This window comes from Streptomyces sp. NPDC001381, from assembly GCF_042895685.1.
Taxonomy (GTDB): Bacteria; Actinomycetota; Actinomycetes; order Streptomycetales; family Streptomycetaceae; genus Streptomyces.
Genome location: NZ_JBIAWO010000001.1, coordinates 660,246 through 676,416, shown reverse-complemented (window position 1 = coordinate 676,416; position 16,171 = coordinate 660,246). Strand labels below are relative to the sequence as shown.

General features: G+C 71.1%; 17 protein-coding genes and 1 pseudogene. 6 read left to right on the top strand and 12 right to left on the bottom strand.

Features of this window, described 5'->3' with window-relative positions:
- Positions 1-131: 131 nt before the first annotated feature.
- Positions 132-718, bottom strand: a pseudogene (locus ACFY2L_RS03070) (transposase).
- A complete protein-coding gene (locus ACFY2L_RS03065; protein ID WP_390658150.1) occupies positions 661-1,206 on the bottom strand; it encodes a winged helix-turn-helix domain-containing protein in 546 nt (181 codons plus the stop codon). Before ACFY2L_RS03065 ends, ACFY2L_RS03070 begins: the two are co-directional and overlap by 58 nt.
- A 515-nt stretch (positions 1,207-1,721) precedes the next feature.
- On the opposite strand from ACFY2L_RS03065, the gene ACFY2L_RS03060 reads away from it, so the two are divergent.
- Positions 1,722-2,177, top strand: a complete 456-nt coding sequence (locus ACFY2L_RS03060) for a hypothetical protein (RefSeq protein ID WP_390821330.1) — start codon at positions 1,722-1,724, stop codon at positions 2,175-2,177.
- A gap of 89 nt (positions 2,178-2,266) precedes the next feature.
- Positions 2,267-2,878 (top strand): hypothetical protein, encoded by a 612-nt coding sequence (locus ACFY2L_RS03055; RefSeq protein ID WP_390821329.1) that lies wholly within the window; start codon positions 2,267-2,269, stop codon positions 2,876-2,878.
- 17 nt (positions 2,879-2,895) lie between these two features.
- Here ACFY2L_RS03055 and ACFY2L_RS03050 read toward each other — a convergent pair whose 3' ends face one another.
- Positions 2,896-3,306 carry an ATP-binding protein gene (locus ACFY2L_RS03050; protein ID WP_390821328.1) on the bottom strand — a complete coding sequence of 137 codons (411 nt, stop codon included), beginning with the start codon at positions 3,304-3,306 and terminating at the stop codon, positions 2,896-2,898.
- A 78-nt stretch (positions 3,307-3,384) separates the two neighbouring features.
- Here ACFY2L_RS03050 and ACFY2L_RS03045 point away from each other — a divergent pair, with 78 nt between their 5' ends.
- Together ACFY2L_RS03045 and ACFY2L_RS03040 are read left to right on the top strand one after the other, a co-directional pair.
- Entirely contained in the window at positions 3,385-4,212 is an 828-nt protein-coding gene (locus ACFY2L_RS03045; RefSeq protein WP_390821327.1) for a helix-turn-helix domain-containing protein, read from the top strand.
- Positions 4,193-4,381: a DUF397 domain-containing protein gene (locus ACFY2L_RS03040; protein ID WP_390821326.1), complete on the top strand. Its 189-nt coding sequence runs from the start codon at positions 4,193-4,195 to the stop codon at positions 4,379-4,381. The genes ACFY2L_RS03045 and ACFY2L_RS03040 overlap by 20 nt, the downstream gene beginning before the upstream one ends.
- On the opposite strand, the gene ACFY2L_RS03035 is transcribed toward ACFY2L_RS03040, so the two are convergent.
- Positions 4,365-5,534 (bottom strand): steroid 3-ketoacyl-CoA thiolase, encoded by a 1,170-nt coding sequence (locus ACFY2L_RS03035; RefSeq protein ID WP_390821325.1) that lies wholly within the window; start codon positions 5,532-5,534, stop codon positions 4,365-4,367. The two genes, ACFY2L_RS03040 and ACFY2L_RS03035, sit on opposite strands and share 17 nt — an antisense overlap.
- 174 nt (positions 5,535-5,708) lie before the next feature.
- On the opposite strand from ACFY2L_RS03035, the gene ACFY2L_RS03030 reads away from it, so the two are divergent.
- On the top strand, positions 5,709-6,944 hold the full coding sequence (locus ACFY2L_RS03030) for a cytochrome P450 (RefSeq protein ID WP_390655596.1): 1,236 nt from the start codon (positions 5,709-5,711) through the stop codon (positions 6,942-6,944).
- On the opposite strand, the gene ACFY2L_RS03025 is transcribed toward ACFY2L_RS03030, so the two are convergent.
- On the bottom strand, positions 6,931-7,818 hold the full coding sequence (locus ACFY2L_RS03025) for an alpha/beta fold hydrolase (protein ID WP_390655597.1): 888 nt from the start codon (positions 7,816-7,818) through the stop codon (positions 6,931-6,933). The genes ACFY2L_RS03030 and ACFY2L_RS03025 overlap by 14 nt on opposite strands.
- Positions 7,819-7,915: 97 nt before the next feature.
- Between ACFY2L_RS03025 and ACFY2L_RS03020 the strand changes: the two genes are divergently transcribed.
- Entirely contained in the window at positions 7,916-8,473 is a 558-nt protein-coding gene (locus ACFY2L_RS03020; RefSeq protein WP_390821324.1) for a CGNR zinc finger domain-containing protein, read from the top strand.
- 19 nt (positions 8,474-8,492) lie between these two features.
- On the opposite strand, the gene ACFY2L_RS03015 is transcribed toward ACFY2L_RS03020, so the two are convergent.
- The 7 genes from ACFY2L_RS03015 to ACFY2L_RS02985 all read right to left on the bottom strand — a co-directional run bounded on the left by ACFY2L_RS03015 (position 8,493) and on the right by ACFY2L_RS02985 (position 16,069).
- Complete coding sequence (locus ACFY2L_RS03015; protein WP_390821323.1) at positions 8,493-9,182, bottom strand: YoaK family protein; 690 nt, start codon at positions 9,180-9,182, stop codon at positions 8,493-8,495.
- Between the two features lie 97 nt (positions 9,183-9,279).
- Complete coding sequence (locus ACFY2L_RS03010) at positions 9,280-9,696, bottom strand: transglycosylase SLT domain-containing protein (protein WP_390655600.1); 417 nt, start codon at positions 9,694-9,696, stop codon at positions 9,280-9,282.
- A gap of 372 nt (positions 9,697-10,068) precedes the next feature.
- The gene (locus ACFY2L_RS03005) at positions 10,069-10,884 is read right to left on the bottom strand and encodes an ECF transporter S component (protein ID WP_390655601.1); all 816 of its coding nucleotides are present in this window, start codon (positions 10,882-10,884) and stop codon (positions 10,069-10,071) included.
- Positions 10,881-12,911, bottom strand: coding sequence for an ATP-binding cassette domain-containing protein (locus tag ACFY2L_RS03000; protein ID WP_390821322.1), 2,031 nt, complete (start codon positions 12,909-12,911; stop codon positions 10,881-10,883). The genes ACFY2L_RS03005 and ACFY2L_RS03000 overlap by 4 nt, the downstream gene beginning before the upstream one ends.
- A complete protein-coding gene (locus ACFY2L_RS02995; RefSeq protein WP_390821321.1) occupies positions 12,908-14,236 on the bottom strand; it encodes an energy-coupling factor transporter transmembrane protein EcfT in 1,329 nt (442 codons plus the stop codon). Before ACFY2L_RS02995 ends, ACFY2L_RS03000 begins: the two co-directional genes overlap by 4 nt.
- Positions 14,229-14,852 (bottom strand): SCO2322 family protein, encoded by a 624-nt coding sequence (locus tag ACFY2L_RS02990; RefSeq protein ID WP_390655604.1) that lies wholly within the window; start codon positions 14,850-14,852, stop codon positions 14,229-14,231. The genes ACFY2L_RS02995 and ACFY2L_RS02990 overlap by 8 nt, the downstream gene beginning before the upstream one ends.
- A complete protein-coding gene (locus ACFY2L_RS02985) occupies positions 14,849-16,069 on the bottom strand; it encodes a prenyltransferase/squalene oxidase repeat-containing protein (protein ID WP_390821320.1) in 1,221 nt (406 codons plus the stop codon). Before ACFY2L_RS02985 ends, ACFY2L_RS02990 begins: the two co-directional genes overlap by 4 nt.
- Positions 16,070-16,171: the final 102 nt, after the last annotated feature.

Genomic DNA, 16,171 nt, shown 5'->3' with positions numbered 1-16,171 from the left:
CTCAGAGAGGGCGTTGCCGGGGATTTCTGAGTTCGTTTGGACGCGCATTGGGAGCCCCTGCCGAGTCGGTACTCGGGGGGGGGGGGCTCCTGGGCGTTTGACGCTGAGGTTGAAACAGTGGGGTGACGGCGTTACGGAGGCTCCAGTGCCAGTCCGGTTCCGGCGATGAAGCCGTCGAGTACTCCGGGTCGGCGTTGGATGCTGCGTAAGCGGTTCTTCACGAGCGGGGTGAGGTCTTCGATCGCGCGAGGTGCGAGGTTGGCCAGGGACTTCTTCACGTGGGCCCAGAAGCCTTCGACGGGGTTGAGGTCGGGCGCGTAGGGCGGGAGCTTGACGATGTCAGCCAGTCGCTGTTGCGCTCGCAGAACTCCCGCAAGGGCTTGGCGTGATGGGTGCTGGCGTTGTCCCAGACCACGATCAGCGGGACATCACCGAGCTGCCGACGAGCAGAGGTCAACAGGTCCGCGAACTCGCGGGCCCGGAAGCCCTTCTTCTCGCCCGTCCGACCCCGGTACGTCTGGGTCCGGTAGATCAGACGGGTCTCGCGGCCCGGCCGGACGCAGATCATCCCGGCCATCAGGACCCGGCCCGAACCCTTGCCCACCACTTTGACCAGCGGCGTCCTGCCCCGCCTTGACCACGTGCGGCCCTTGCCTGGCTTCAGGTCCTGCCCGGCCTCGTCCTCGAAGACGATCCACGCGCCCAGGAGCTGGGCCATCCTCTTACCCGTGACCACTGCTCCGTCCGCCACCTGGCCACTGCCTGCTCATCGCGCTCGACGGCCCTGTGCGCGGGGACCTGCGGTGACCAGCCGAGCCGGTGCAGCAGATACGACACCCCACGCGGGGTGTACCGGTAGCCGAACAGGCTGTGGATCAGCTCTGCGACCCTCGCCAGGGTCCACCGCTGGTCCTCCGTCCAGCCGTGCGCCGCCGGCCCCTTCTCCAGCTCGGCCTGCAGTCGTTCCGTCTGGGCATCGTCGAGCTGACACGGGAAGCCGCCGGGCCCCTTGGAGGCCAGAGCCGCGCTGCCGCCCTGACGCCAGGCGGCGTGCCAGGCGTACGACGACTTCCGCGACACCCGTAACCTGCGGGCCACCTCCGGCGGCCGCACCCCTCGCTCGAACATCTCCGCGGCCTCAAAGCGCACTGCCTCACGCTTCGCCCGCCCCGCAGCGGTCAGGCCGCCGCCATCCGCGTACCTCATGACGAGGATGTAGCACCGCCAACGCCCCGCTGTCACCCCACCCTTTCAACCTCAGCGGCAACCGGAGCGGACGTCAGCGCACGCCAGCAGACGGCGACGGACTGACATTTCCCGGCCGACCTGCGAAAACCCAGCTCGGAAGAACACGTCTTCCACACGTACTATGTGCTTGCCGGGAAGAGTCCGGTACTCGTACATAATGCCGGGGGATCGAAGGATCCCCTGAGCTTCGGCGATGGGTATACGGGACGCCTTGACCGAATCAATATCGGTGGCACGGTCGACTTCGAGATCCATGTTTACCGTCGAGGTACGGAAGTCGGGATCTTCGGTAGTAATGGATGGTTCCCGAAACACGGGAAGAGTGCTGATGTCACCGTCCCGCAAGATGTCTACAATAATCTGAAGGGGTTGGCTGTGGGGGAAATGCGAGCGGCCGGACGGCTTGGGGGTAAGGGTACTGAAAACATCAAGGGCGATAACTGGAAGCGTCCGCGTATTACAGGTGGTTGCTAGTGAAGTACGTAATAGTGGAACCGCTGTCAGATCAATACGGGTACTTTCTGGATCCGCAAGGGTATCTGGAAATTATTCCTCGGATCGTGAGCAGTCTTCCTGTTGGTGCGGCTGAGTTCGTGACGGACTCTGACCACTATGATTTTCGAAGCGTTCGCTGTGTCAAAGATCTGACGCTAAGCAAGATGGTCCTCACGGATGTGGAAGGTCTTGTCGGTCTTGAGATGTTCCTGGCGCCAAATGATTGGAAGCATGAGAGTGGTCTGCGTATCGTGTATTCAGGTGTTCAGTCTTTGAATTTGTCCACCAAGGAAGCGGACGGCATGCTGCCCCGTTTGGGCGATCTGCAATTGGATGAGGCTCTGCCGCACCCGGCTGGTTTCAGTCATGAAATCGCCTTCACCCGTGGCTCGGTCGTTGTCGTAGCTGCGGATCTGAAGGCAGTATGGGATTGAATACGCGTTTCATGTAACGGTGAACAGGATCCCCGGCGACGGGTTGTCGCGGGGGCTCTAAGGCGAGCGGGCGCCGAAAGGGTGGGGGCATGTCCTCGTTGAAGCGTGAGGCGCTCGCGGCTTGCCGCAAAGCCTTGGTGGAGCTCGGTTTCCGCAAGCGTGGCGGCTCCCTCCTGCGGGATGACGGAGAGGGGGCAAGTGGCTGGATCGGGCTCAATGTGGCCACGTACGGCCTTCCGGCTTCCTTGGGGGTCAATCCGGTCGTGGGCGTGCGATTTGATCGGCTTGACGAAGTGATGCGTGCACTGCGGGACGATCTTCCGAAGGAGCCGATGCCGGTTATTTCAAGGCCGCTCGGGTATCTCATGCCGGAAAATTCATTCCGCCTTTGGGAATTTCGGCAGGGTAGGGATGTCCAGAGTGTGGCTGAGTCGATGGCTCGCGCCGTGAGTGAGTACGGTGAACCTTTTATGAAGAAATATTCGGAGTGGGTGAACTTCTCGCGTGATCTGGAGGCTCCAGGGCTTCTGATGGAACATGAGAGGGCCAAGGTTCTTCCTGTCGTGCGTGCGCTGGACGGGCGCGTCGAGGTGGCCAGGGGGGTGGTGGCGGATGAACTGGCACGTATCTCAGGTATGAGTGACGTGTACGCGCAGTCGTATCGAGCATTCGCGGAAAAGTTCCTCGACCGTTTTGAGTGACTGGGTGCCCGTGGGTCTCAGCACTCGAACCACACCGTCTTTCCGCCCCCGGGTGTCGGCGACACACCCCACGTGCCGACCAGGGCGCCCAGGAGGAAGAGACCGCGACCCGTCTCGGAATCCGGGTCCAAAGCGAGGGGCTGGGTGGGTAGTGCGGGGTGGTCGTCCATCACCTCCACCCGGACTCCCTCGCACTGCTTCAGTAGGAGCAGCTCGCAGCGGCGGTCCGGGACGTGGCGGTAGACGTTGGCGACCAGTTCTGTCGTCGCCAACTCGACGGATTCCGTGAGGGGTTCGAGCCCCCAGTCCTTGAGGAATCTGCGGATGATGCGGCGGACGTGACCGGCTGAGTGGGCGCCGACCGTGAGGGGCATGCGGTACTGCGTGGTGATGGGCGGGGTGTAGAGGGAGGAGGAGTGTCCGTTCATGGGACCAGCGTGAGCTGTAGCGACTACCCTGGGCTACCGAACGAATGCAACGCGTGCCGTCGTGAGAGGGGACTCCCCGTGGTCCACATCAACGTCCTCGACCCTGGTGCTTCGCCCCTCGACTACTACGGTTTCGAGCTGCGCCGGTTGCGGGAGGAGGCTGGGCTCACGCAACGGCAGTTGGGCGATGTGCTCAACTACACCGGGTCGTTGGTCGGGCAGATCGAGACCGCGCGGAAGGTTCCCACGCCTGAGTTCAGTGAGCGGGTGGATGCGGCGCTGGTGACCGGCGGGTTCTTCACCCGGCTCGTCCACCTTGTGCTTCGCAGTCAACTTCCGGCTTGGTTCAGGCAGACCGCTGAGCTGGAAGCGCGGGCTATCGAGATCTGTACCTTTCAGACCAACCTGATCCATGGTCTGCTGCAGACTCCGGCGTACGCGCGTGCGGTCCTTGGCGTGCTCGACCGGAGTGACCTGGAGGACCGCACCGCCGTCCGGCTCGCCCGACAGCGCATCCTTGAGAAGAGTGACCCGCCGGTCTTCTGGGTCGTGCTCACGGAAGGGGCGCTCTGTCAGGCGATCGGTGGCCGGGAGGTCATGCGCGAGCAACTCGCCCACCTGTTGTCGTTCGAAGGTGATCCTCGGATCAACATCCAGGTGCTGCCGTTCGAGGCGGGGGCGCACCCGGGGACGCAAGGCTCGTTCACCCTCTTCCGCTTCGCCAGTGATCCGACCATCGTCTATACGGAGGGGTATGGCAGCGGACATCCGAGCGCGAACTCGGACACCGTCAAGGACTGTTCACTCCGTTACGATCATCTTCGGGCCGCCGCTCTCTCCCTCAAGGATTCGGCGGAGCTGATCCGGCGAGTGATGGAGGAGCGCTATGGAGAGCAAGTGGCGTAAGTCGTCCTACAGCGGTGACCAGGGCGGCGAGTGTGTCGAGATCGCCGAAACGTCCACCACCGTCGCCGTCCGCGACTCCAAGAACCCGGCGGGCCCGATCCTCACCCTCCGGCCCGCCGCGTTCTCGAAGTTCCTCTCCTGGACGGCGGACGTCACAACCGCTGGATGATCGTCCCCGTCGCCAGCGCACCCCCCGCGCACATCGTGATCAGGGCGAACTCCTTGTCCGTGCGCTCCAGTTCGTGGAGGGCCGTCGTGATCAGGCGGGCGCCCGTCGCGCCGACCGGGTGGCCGAGGGCGATCGCGCCGCCGTTGACGTTGACCTTCGACAGGTCCGTCCCGAAGACCTTCGCCCAGCTCAGCACCACCGACGCGAACGCCTCGTTGATCTCGACCAGGTCGATGTCCTTCAGCGACATGCCTGCCTTGCCCAGCACCGCTCGTGTCGCGTCGATGGGCCCGTCGAGATGGAAGTGCGGGTTCGCACCGACCAGCGCCTGGGCCACGATCCGCGCCCTGGGCTTCAGCTTCAGGGCGCGGGCCATCCGTTTCGACGCCCACATGATGGCGGCCGCGCCGTCGCTGATCTGGGACGAGTTGCCCGCGGTGTGGACGGCGGTCGGCATGATCGGCTTCAGGCCCGCGAGCGCCTCCGCGGTGGTGTCCCGCAGGCCCTCGTCCTTGTCGACGAGGCGCCACATGCCCTGGCCCGCCGCCTGCTCCTCCTCCGTCGTCGGAACCTGGACCGCGAAGGTCTCGCGCTTGAAGCGTTCCTCCGACCAGGCCGCCGCGGCCCGGGACTGGGACAGCAGGCCCAGTTCGTCCACGTCCTCCCGCGTGAGGCCGCGGTGGCGGGCGATGCGTTCCGCCGCCTCGAACTGGTTCGGCAGGTCGACGTTCCACTCCTCCGGGAACGGCTTTCCCGGGCCGTGCTTCGAGCCGGAGCCGAGGGGGACCCTCGACATCGCCTCCACCCCGCACGAGACACCGACGTCGATCACGCCCGCCGCGATCATGTTCGCCGTCATGTGCGACGCCTGCTGCGAGGAGCCGCACTGGCAGTCGACCGTCGTGGCGGCGGTCTCGTAGGGGAGGCCCATGGTGAGCCAGGCCGTGCGGGCCGGGTTCATGGACTGTTCGCCGGCGTGGGTCACCGTGCCGCCGACGATCTGTTCCACCGCGTCGGCGGGGATGCCGGTGCGGCCGAGGAGCTCTCGGTAGGACTCGCCCAGGAGGTAGGCGGGATGCAGGTTGGCCAGCGCGCCGCCGCGCTTGCCGATGGGGGTGCGGACTGCTTCCACGATCACGGGTTCGGCGGCCATGGGTGCGGATCCTCCTCCGAGGAACTAGTACGTGTTCTAGTTCTTCCGAGCAGTCTGCGGACGTGATGTGTGTCACCGCAAGGGTCTTGCAGCCTTCAGGCGCCTCAACTACCTTCACCGCAATCTGTTTCTGATGAGCCGTCAGAAAAAGTCGCCCTCTGGCTGGAGCTGCCCATGCCCTGTCCAGCGCTTCCCGACGGGTTCGACTTCACCGACCCCGACCTGCTGCATCACCGTGTTCCCCTCCCGGAGTTCGCCGAGCTGCGGCGGGCCGAACCGGTCCGCTGGATCCCGCAGTCGGGCAACGTCGCCGGCTTCCAGGACGAGGGGTACTGGGCCGTGACCCGGCACGCGGATGTGAAATACGTGTCCACGCACCCCGAGCTCTTCTCCTCCTACCTCAACACCGCGATCATCCGGTTCAACGACCACATCCCGCGGGAGTCGATCGACGCCCAGCGGTTCATCCTCCTCAACATGGATCCCCCCGAACACACCCGCGTGCGGCAGATCGTGCAGCGCGGGTTCACGCCCCGGGCGATCCGGGGGCTGGAGGAGCGGCTGAGGCAGCGGGCGCGGGACATCGTCGCGGGCGCCCGCGGGCAGGACGGCCCCTTCGACTTCGTCACCTCCGTCGCCTGCGAGCTGCCCCTGCAGGCCATCGCCGAGCTGATCGGCATCCCCCAGGACGACCGGGTCAAGATCTTCGAGTGGTCCAACAAGATGATCGCGTACGACGATCCCGAGTACGCCATCACCGAGGAGGTCGGCCAGCAGTCCGCCGCCGAGCTGATCTCGTACGCGATGAACATGGCCGCGGAACGCAAGCGGTGTCCGGCGCACGACATCGTCTCCACCCTCGTGGCCGCCGAGGACGAGGGGAACCTGAACTCCGACGAGTTCGGGTTCTTCGTGCTCATGCTCGCCGTCGCCGGGAACGAGACCACCCGCAACGCCATCACCCACGGGATGCACGCCTTCCTCACGCACCCCGGGCAGTGGGAGCTCTACAAACGGGAGAGGCCCGCCACCGCCGCCGAGGAGATCGTGCGGTGGGCCACGCCCGTCGTCTCCTTCCAGCGCACCGCCACCCAGGACACCGAACTCGGCGGCAAGCTGATCAGGAAGGGGGACCGGGTCGGGCTCTTCTACGCCTCCGCCAACCACGACCCCGAGGTGTTCGACCGGCCCGACGACTTCGACGTCCTGCGGGATCCGAATCCGCATCTCGGGTTCGGCGGCGGCGGGCCGCACTTCTGCCTCGGCAAGTCCCTCGCGGTGCTGGAGATCGATCTCATCTTCAACGCCGTCGCCGACGCCATGCCCGACCTGCGGCTCGTCCAGGATCCCCGGCGGCTGCGGTCGGCCTGGATCAACGGGGTGAAGGAGTTGCGGGTCAGCGCCGGGTGACGGGGAGCGGCACCCGGTCCAGGAAGTCCGCGATCAGCGGCGCGATCTCCCCCAGGTGGGTCTCCAGGGCGAAGTGGCCGGTGTCGAAGAGGTGGAGCTCGGCGTCGGGCAGGTCGCGCAGGTAGGCGTGCGCCCCGGGCTCGGGGAAGAACGGGTCGTGGCTGCCCCAGACGATGAGGGCGGGCGGGGTGTGCGCGCGTAGCCACGCCTGCCAGGCGGGGTACCGCTCGACGTTGGAGGGGTAGTCGAAGAACAGCGCGACCTGGGCCTCCTTGCGGCCCGGCAGGTCCAGGAAGTGCTGGTCGAGGGTCCAGCCGTCCGGGGCGATCAGCTCAGGGCCGGTCACGCCGGTCTCGTACTGGCCGCGGGTGCCGCCGAGGGTGAGGATGCCGCGTACGGCGTCCTCGGCGCCGGGGGTGCCGGGGGTCAGCGCGAGGAGGCCGCGGGCCGCCTCCGAGAGGCCCTCCTCGTAGGCGTTGCCGTTCTGCACGACCAGCCCGGCGATCCATTCGGGGTGGCGTTCGGCGATACGGAAGCCGACGGGTGCGCCGAAGTCGAAGACGTACATCACGAACCGGTCGAGGCCGAGCCGCCGGATCAGACCCTCGGTGACGTCGGCGAGCCGGTCGAACGCGTAGGTGAAGCCTTCCGGCGCCTCGGTGTGGCCGAACCCGGGATAGTCCGGGGCGATCAGCCGGTAACGGCCGCCCAGTACGTCGATGAGGCGGCGGAACTGGTGGGAGCCGGACGGGAAGCCGTGCAGGAGCAGCAGGACCGGGGCGTCGGCCCGGTCGGGGAGCGACTCCCGGTAGAAGACGCGGACGCCGTCGACGTCGACATGGCGATGAGCGGTGCGGGCGGGGAAAGCGGACATTCCTAATCCTTCCATCGGCCTTTCATGCATTAGCCACGGCCGTGAAGGTATGCGAGGTCTGGCTAACGTGTCAACGTCGCGATGTAGCATTAGGCGTATGAATGATCTCGTGCCGCTGACCGGGGAACCGCTGGCGCTGGACCTGGTCAACACCCGTCCGGCCGCCGGTGATCTGCTCGCGACCCCGTCCGACCTGCGCGCCTGGTGGGTGCTCGAGGCCGACCGCCTCGCGGAGGCGGTGCCGCAGGAGGTCACCGACGCGGACCTCGCCGCCGTACGTGCCGTGCGGGACCACGTCGCCCGGGCTCTCGACCGCGTCCGCCGCGGGGACCCGCCGCCGGCCGCCGACCTGGCGGCGCTCAACGAGGCGCAGCGGGCCGCGCCGGCGATCGACGAACTGGCCTGGGACGGCTCGGCGGTGGCCGTCACGCGCAGGCGCGAGGGCTCACCGGGCCGGCGGCTGGCCGCCCGTCTCGCGGAGGCCGCTGCCGCACTGCTGGCCGATCCGGCGGTCACCGCGATCCGGGAGTGCGAGGCCGACGACTGCGTGATGCTCTTCCTCGCCGCCCATCCGCGCCGCCGCTGGTGCTCGGCCTCCCGCTGCGGGAACCGGGTGCGGGTCGCCCGTCACTATCAGCGCCACCGGGCCGGATGACCCGCACGGTCCGACGGGCTCACTCCCTGCCGGAGGCCAGCAGGGCCAGCATCCCCGACATCACCGCCGCCAGCAGCAGCGGGGCGGCGATGCCGTGATGGAGGACCAGGGCCGCGCCCAGGACCGCCCCCGCGAACATCGCCGTCACGGCCGCCGCGCGACGGCGGGAGCGTCGGCCCGAGCCGCCGGCCGCGTGGGAGTCGGAGGCCAGGCCGGTCAGGGTCATGGTGACGACCGTGGTCGTGGTGAGGGCCGGTACGGCGAGTTTCTGGACGGTCGCGTTGCGCAGGCCCATCGCGAAGGCGGTGAGCGCGATGACCGTGTACAGGCGGAGGCGGCCGTCCTCCGCCGTGAGGTGGGCCACGGTGGCCGCGGCCGCCAGCAGCACGGCTTCGGCGCCGAGGGTGGCCCGGGTCCGGACGCGCCGGGAACCGGCGCCGGCTCCCCGCCCGATCCGGCCGCCCGTGGTCGCGCCCGCGAGGAAGAAGGCCAGGGAGGTCGCGGTGTGCCGGACCGAGAAGCCGGGGGCGCCCGCGGCGGCGAAGCCGAGGACCACCACGTTGCCCGTCATGTTCGCGGTGAAGACACGGCCGAGACCGAGGTAGCTGATCGCGTCGATCAGACCGCTGACCACGGTCAGGACGAGCAGGACGGGAGTGAGGCGCACGCCGCGTGCCTCGGGGTCCTTCGCGGAGGGCTCGGTGGTCACCGGCTCAGTGGACCACGCCGAGAGGGAGAAAAGGCGAAGGCGGCGGTCCCCGGGGATCGGGGGACCGCCGCCTTCGCGTCTACGAGGTGGGCGTGGCTCAGTACCAGCCGTTGGCCTGCCAGAAGTTCCAGGCGGCGACCGGGCTGCCGTAGCGGGAGTTCATGTAGTCCAGGCCCCACTTGATCTGGGTGGCGGCGTTGGTCTTCCAGTCGGAGCCGGCCGAGGCCATCTTGGAGCCGGGCAGCGCCTGGACGAGGCCGTAGGCGCCGGAGGACGCGTTGGTGGCGTCGACGTCCCAGTTGCTCTCGTGCTTCACGATGTTGGCGAAGGCCTTGTACTGAGCCGCGTCCGGGATCATCTTGTGCGCGATCGCCTGGGCCTGGGTGGCCGAGGTCGCGGGGGCCGCGTGGGCGGGCGCCGCGGACAGGGCCATGCCGGCGGTGGCGGCGGCCACGGCGACGGCGGTGAGGGCCTTCTTGGGGGAAGCGATGCGGCGGATGACGGAGACGGACACGGAGAACCTTTTTCTTCGGGGACGATGGTGGTCGCCTGCATGCCGGAGTCACGCGGTGCGTGGCCGCTCCGCGTGAGGTGCGGTGGGTGGCTGCATGCGTCGGCGCCGAGGCCCGGGGGCTTGTCGGCGCCGTGCGACGTCATCCAGAGAAGCAGGATCGGGGGACGTCCGCAAAGACCCCTTTTGCTAGTTGTGGCCGTACTTGAGGCGAAGGTCGTTTGTGTGACCTGGCTCTCAATCCGCAGGTCAGAGGGCTTAATGGCATGAGCATGGCGTCCGAAATGCACCACTAGGGCGAGTAGTAGGTGATGTGAGTCATGTGGGGTGCTTCACCGTTCACGGGCGATCGGATGACAGCGGGCGTACGAGCGTTCACGGAGCGGGCGCGTCGAATGTGACCGGCGCCTCGAAGGCGGCCCGGCGGGTGGCCCGGCGCAGCGCGCGCAGGATCGCCGGGCCGAGGGTCACCGTCAGCACCACGGTCACGACCGCCCTTCCCAGGTCCCAGCCCAGTGACGTCGCCACGCAGTACGCGACGAAGCGGGCCAGGTTCGCCGGCACCGCCGCGTCCGGGTCGAAGGCGATGCGCGAGGCGAGCGTGCCCATGAACGGCCAGCCGGCCATGTTCATCGCCGTGCCGTAGGCGAAGGCGGCGAGGAAGCCGTACAGGGACAGCAGCGCGAGCTCCGCACGGCCGCGCAGGCCGGCCCGGCCCGGGAGCAGGCCCGCGCCCATCGTGAACCAGCCCATCGCCAGCATCTGGAACGGCATCCAGGGGCCCACCCCGCCGGTGAGCAGGGCGGACGCGAACATCGTGACCGAGCCGAGGACGAAGCCGAAGCCCGCCCCGAGGACCCGGCCGCTCAGCACCATCAGGAAGAACATGGGCTCGATGCCCGCCGTGCCCGCCCCGATCGGGCGCAGCGCGGCCCCCGTGGCGGCGAGCACGCCCAGCATGGCGACCGCCTTCGCGCCGAGACCGGACTCCGAGATCGTCGCCGCCACCACCGCCACCAGCAGCACCAGCAGGCCCGCAAAGAGCCAGGGGGCGTCCTGGGCGTGCGCGTTGAGGGCGGAGGCGGGCGGGGCGAGGAAGGGCCAGGTGAAGGCGACGACGCCGACCGCGCTGACCAGCACGAGGGAGACGAGGGAACGCGGTCCCAGCGGGACCGCCCTGGTACGGGTCATGCCAGCGCCTCCCTCACCTGCGCCACGGTGAGCCAGGGCTGCGGGGCCAGGATCTTCGTCACCTGCGGGGCGTAGGAGGGCGAGGACACGACCACCTCCGCCGTCGGGCCGTCGGCGATCACCTCGCCGTCGGCGAGCAGGACGACCCGGTGGGCCAGCTCGGCGGCCAGTTCCACGTCGTGCGTCGCGAGGACGATCGCGTGACCCGCCGCGGCCAGCTCGCGCAGGACGGCGACCAGACGGGCCTTGGCCGCGTAGTCCAGGCCCCGGGTCGGTTCGTCGAGGAGCAGGAGCGGCGGCCGGGCGGTCAGGACGACGGCGAGCGCGAGCGTGAGGCGCTGGCCCTCGGAGAGGTCGCGCGGATGGGTGCCGTCGGTGATCCCCGGGAGGAGTTCGCCGACCAGCTCACGGCAGGTGCCGGGCGCGGCCCCCGCGTCCCGGTCGGCGGCCGCGCACTCGGCGCCCACCGTGTCCGCGTACAGCAGGTCACGGGGCTCCTGCGGGACCAGCCCGACCCGGCGCACCAGGTCGCGGGGCGGTGTGCGGTGCGGGGTCGCGCCGCCGACGCGGACCGCCCCGGCGGACGGCTCGACGAGGCCCACGAAGGCGGAGAGGAGGGTGGACTTTCCGGCCCCGTTGCGGCCCATGAGCGCGACGGTCTCCCCGGGCCCCACGGCGAGGTCTACGCGCCGGAGCGCCTGGACACGGTCACGGCGCACGGCGAGCGCGCGCGCTTCGGCGACGGGGCCACCGGCGGCACCGGACGCGTCGGACGCAGCGGGGGTGACGTCGGCGCGCTTGCGCCGGAAGGAGAGGGAGAGGCGCCGGGACGCGGACGACCGGGGCCCGGTCGGGGCGGGCGCCGGTTCCGGGGACGGTGGGGCGTCGGGGGCTGGGCCCGGTTCCGGCGCCGCCGTGCCGCCCTGGGCCGGGGGCGTGGGGGAGTCCGGGGTGGTGCGGGGGGTGGCGTCCGTGGCCGGTCCCCGCGTGCTGCCGTGGCCCGGCGGTGCCGGGGTGCCAGTGGTGGTGTCCGTGGCCGGACCTGGCGGGGTGCCCCGGGACGGGGCCGGCCGGGGGATCGGGGCGGCGCCGGGGGCGGGGCTCGGGACCGGGCCCGCCGTGCCGCGGTGCGCCGGGTTCGGCTCCGCCGGGGGGCACCGGGGCGGGGACGGCAGGGAGTTCCCGGCCTCGCCCGGCCTGGTGGTCTCGCGGGGGGCCAGGCGCTCGCGGAGGTCCGTCGCGCGGCGGCGGGCGTCGCGGACGGTCAGCGGGAGGGGGGTCCAGCCCGCGAGGCGGCCCAGATCCACCACCGGCGGGTACACCGGGGACACGGCCATCATCTCCGCCGGGGAGCCGAGGAGAGGGGCCGTGGCCGGGGCCGGCAGGAGGGCGACCTGGTCGGCGTACTGCAGGACGCGTTCCAGACGGTGCTCCGCGAGCAGCACGGTCGTACCGAGGTCGTGGACGAGCCGGAGCAGGACCGCGAGGACCTCCTCGGCGGCGGCCGGGTCGAGGGCGGAGGTCGGTTCGTCGAGCACGAGGACGCGGGGGTGCGGGGTGAGCACCGAGCCGATCGCCACGCGCTGCTGCTGTCCGCCGGAGAGGGAGGCGAGGGGACGGTCGCGGAGGGCGGCGAGGCCGAGGAGATCGAGGGTCTCCTCGACGCGGCGGCGCATCACCTCCGGGGGCAGCCCCAACGACTCCATGCCGTAGGCCAGTTCCTCCTCCACCGTGTCCGTCACGAAGTGGGAGAGCGGATCCTGGCCCACCGTCCCCACCACGTCGGCGAGTTCACGGGGCTTGTGGGTCCGGGTGTCACGGCCGGCGACCGTGACCCGGCCGTGCAGGGTGCCCCCGGTGAAGTGCGGGACGAGGCCGGAGACCGTGCCGAGGAGCGTCGACTTGCCGACCCCGGACGGGCCGGCCAGGAGGACGAGTTCGCCCTCGGGGATCGTGAAGTCGACCTGGCTGAGCGTCGGCCGGGACATGCCGTCGTAGGTCACGGAGACGTTCTCGAAGCGGATCACGACGGCTGCTCCTTGTGCAGGAAGGCGGGCAGGAGGCCCAGGAGGACGGCCGCCGCGGGCCAGAGCGGGAGGGTGGGCGCGGTCAGGGGGACCACCCCGGGGTGCAGGGCCGCCGGGTCCGTGGTGGCGGCGAGGGTGAGCAGCGCGGCGGTCGCGATGCCGGAGGCGGCCGTCAGACAGGCGCGCGGGGTCCAGCGGTCCGGGCGGTAGCGGGTGCGCGGGGACCGGCGGCCGCCCAGGCGCAGTCCGGCGAGGGCGGCGGCGAGGCCGGCGAGGAGGAGGGGGAGGCCGTAGCCGGCTCCGGCGGCGGCCAGGAGTCCGTACGTTCCCGCGCAGACGCCGAGCAGGCCGCCGAGGGTGAGGGCCGCCGTCGTACGGCGTACGGGGGCGGGGACGTCGGCGGTACGGCCGTAGCCCCGGGCGTCCATCGCGGCGGCGAGGGCGACGGAGCGTTCGAGGGCGCCCTCGAGGACCGGGAGGCCCACCTGGAGCAGACCCCGGACGCCTCGGTCCGGGCGGCCGCGCAGCCGGCGGGCGGCGCGCAGGCGGTGGACGTCGGCGATGAGGTTCGGGGCGAAGGTGAGGGCCACGACGACGGCCACGCCCGTCTCGTACAGCGCGCCGGGGAGGGACTTGAGGAGGCGGGAGGGGCTGGCCAGCGCGTTCGCGGCGCCGACGCAGACCAGGAGGGTGGCGAGGCGGAGGGCGTCGTAGAGGGAGAAGAGAAGGGCTTCGGCGGTGACCCGGCCGCCGAGACGGATGCCCTGGGCCCAGGCCGGGAGGGGGACCTCGGGGAGGGTGAGCAGGGTGTGGGTGCCGGGGACGGCGGAGCCGAGGGCGAGGGTGAAGAGGAGGCGGACGGCTATGACGGCGAGGGCGAGCTTGAGGAAGGCGGGGTAGGAGCGGGCCCAGGGGGCCGGGGTCCGGGGGCGGCAGGTGACCACGACGTAGGCGGAGGTGGTGAGGAGGAGCGCGAGGAGGAGGGGGTTGGTGGTGCGGGTCGCGGCGGTGCCGAGGGAGAGGGACCAGAGCCACCAGGCGGCGGGGTGGAACCGGACGGGTGCGAAAGCGCCGGCCGGAGCCGGCGGGGTGGCACGGGGGTGCCGCGAGGCGGCGCGGGCCGGTGCCGGCGGGGTGGAGTGGGGTTGCCGCGAGATGGCGCGGGCCGGTGCCGGCGGGGTGGAGTGAGGCTGCCGCGAGGGGGCGACGGCCCGCGCGTGCGGGGTGTCTCCTCCGCTCCCGGCTTCGCCCGCGCGGTGGGACTCCCGCCGCTCACCCGTGCCGTCTCGGCGGCACGACTGCCCGCGGCCGCGCTCGTCACGCATTCCCGCGCCGCCGGGCCTGCCGGACCGCTGCCGCTGCCAGGACCGCCACCACCGCCGCGCCCGCGTACACGCCCACCGACGGCCCGCCGTCGGGTTCGGGCTCCGCCTCGGGCCGCGCCGACACCTGCTCCCCGCACCCCGTCCTCGGGTACCCCGCGATCGCGCACAGCAGGGCGTTCGCGTCGTAGCGGAGGGGCTTGGCGACGGAGGCCAGGGCCTCCGCCGTCGTGGCGTCGGGGGAGACCCGGGCGCAGGCCCGGCGCAGGGCGGGCGGGGTCGCGCCGGACGGGGCGTCCCGCCGGGTGCCGAAGTCGATGACCAGGGCCACCCGCTTCGTACCGGACCGCTCGGGCGTCCGCGCGCAGATCGCGTCGAAGGAGGCCGCGCCCCGGGGCCGGGACGCGTCCTCGGAGTCCGCGCTGACCGCGAAGCGGAAGCCCTGGACGTCGCCGTCGGAGGGGCGGGCGGTGCCCGGCCCCTGGGTGGCGTACGACCAGTGGCCGCCGGTGCGTTCCCAGAAGGACCAGTAGCGGTAACCGGTGGCGTGGGCCGGGCCGGTGCCCGCCAGGGTCAGGAACAGCGCGGCGAGGAGCAGGAGGCAGCGGCGGCGCGTCACGGCTGCTGCTTCCTGCGGCCGCTGATCAGGAAGCCGATGCCGACACCGGCGACGAGGAAGACACCGACGGTCCACCACGTGCCGTACCCGTCGTCGCCCTCGTCCTTCCGGTCCGGCTTCTCCGCCGCGTTCTCGGCGGCCTGCTGCGCCCGCGGCGCGGGGCCCGTCGCGTTGAGCTTCTCGACCAGGTCGGTGCCGCCGAAGTCGCGGGGGTCGGTGCCCGTGGCGTGCGCCGCGAAGATGAGCTGGGCGTATGCGGCGGGGCCGCTCTGCCGCGCCCAGGCCGCGGAGTTCCGCTCCAGCCACCGCAGGGGCTTCGTGGCCTGGGCGGCCCCGCCCTGCGCGGCGAGCGCGACCACCGCGTCGGCGGTGTTGCCGTAGTCGGGCTGGTCCTCCGCGCCGGGGAGGACGGAGGTGAGGTACCCGTTCCCGGCGAGCACCCGCGCCAGGTAGGAGGCGCCGTTGGCCGCCACCTGCCGCGGCGTCGGCCGGTCGGCGTCGGCGCAGGCCGCGGCCGCCTCCTTGCCCGAGGTCACCACCAGGCCCCTGCCGAGCGCGCCCACCACGCCCGCGGCCGTCGCGTCCGCGTTGGCGGCCAGCCCGCCCTTCTTGTCCGGCTGGTAGGCGAAGGCGCCCGCGCCCTCGCCCTCGCACGGCAGGGCGAGCTTCATCAGGGCGTCGTACGGGGACCGGCCGCCCTTGCGGACATCCGCCGGCTTCTCCCCCACGGCGGTCAGCGCGCCGATGACGACGGACGTCGAGTTGGCGTCGCTGGCCCCGCCAGGGGAGTAGCCCCAGCCGCCGTCGGTGTTCTGCGCGGACTTCAGCCAGGTGACGGCCTTGCCGGTCACGCCGTCGTGCCCGCCGACGGCGGCCAGTGCCTGGACGGCGGCGGCGGTGCTGTTGGTGTCGACCTGGAGCCCGGCGCCGCAGGCCTTGGCGGTGTCGGCGCGGAACGGCGCGAACGCCCCGTCGGCGCACTGCTGCCCCGCCAGCCACGCGACGGCCCGGTCGGCGGGGACCACGCCCACGGTGTCCTGCGCGAGCAGCGCCAGCGACTGGCGCCACACGCCGTCGTACGTCGGGTCGGCGGTGCCGTAGAGGCCGTCGGGTATCCCGGCCGCCGGGGTGGGGGTGGCGGCGACGGACGGAACGGCGGCACCCAGGACTGCGGCGGTGGTGGCGGCCAGGGCCGCGGCGCTGTGGCGGAACTTCATGATCGGCGGGTGCCTCTCCCGGTCGGGAGGTCCGGGAGCCGGGCAGCACGGGACACCCCGGCGGCTCGGCTCCGTAGACCTCGACGGTGCCGTGCGACGGCG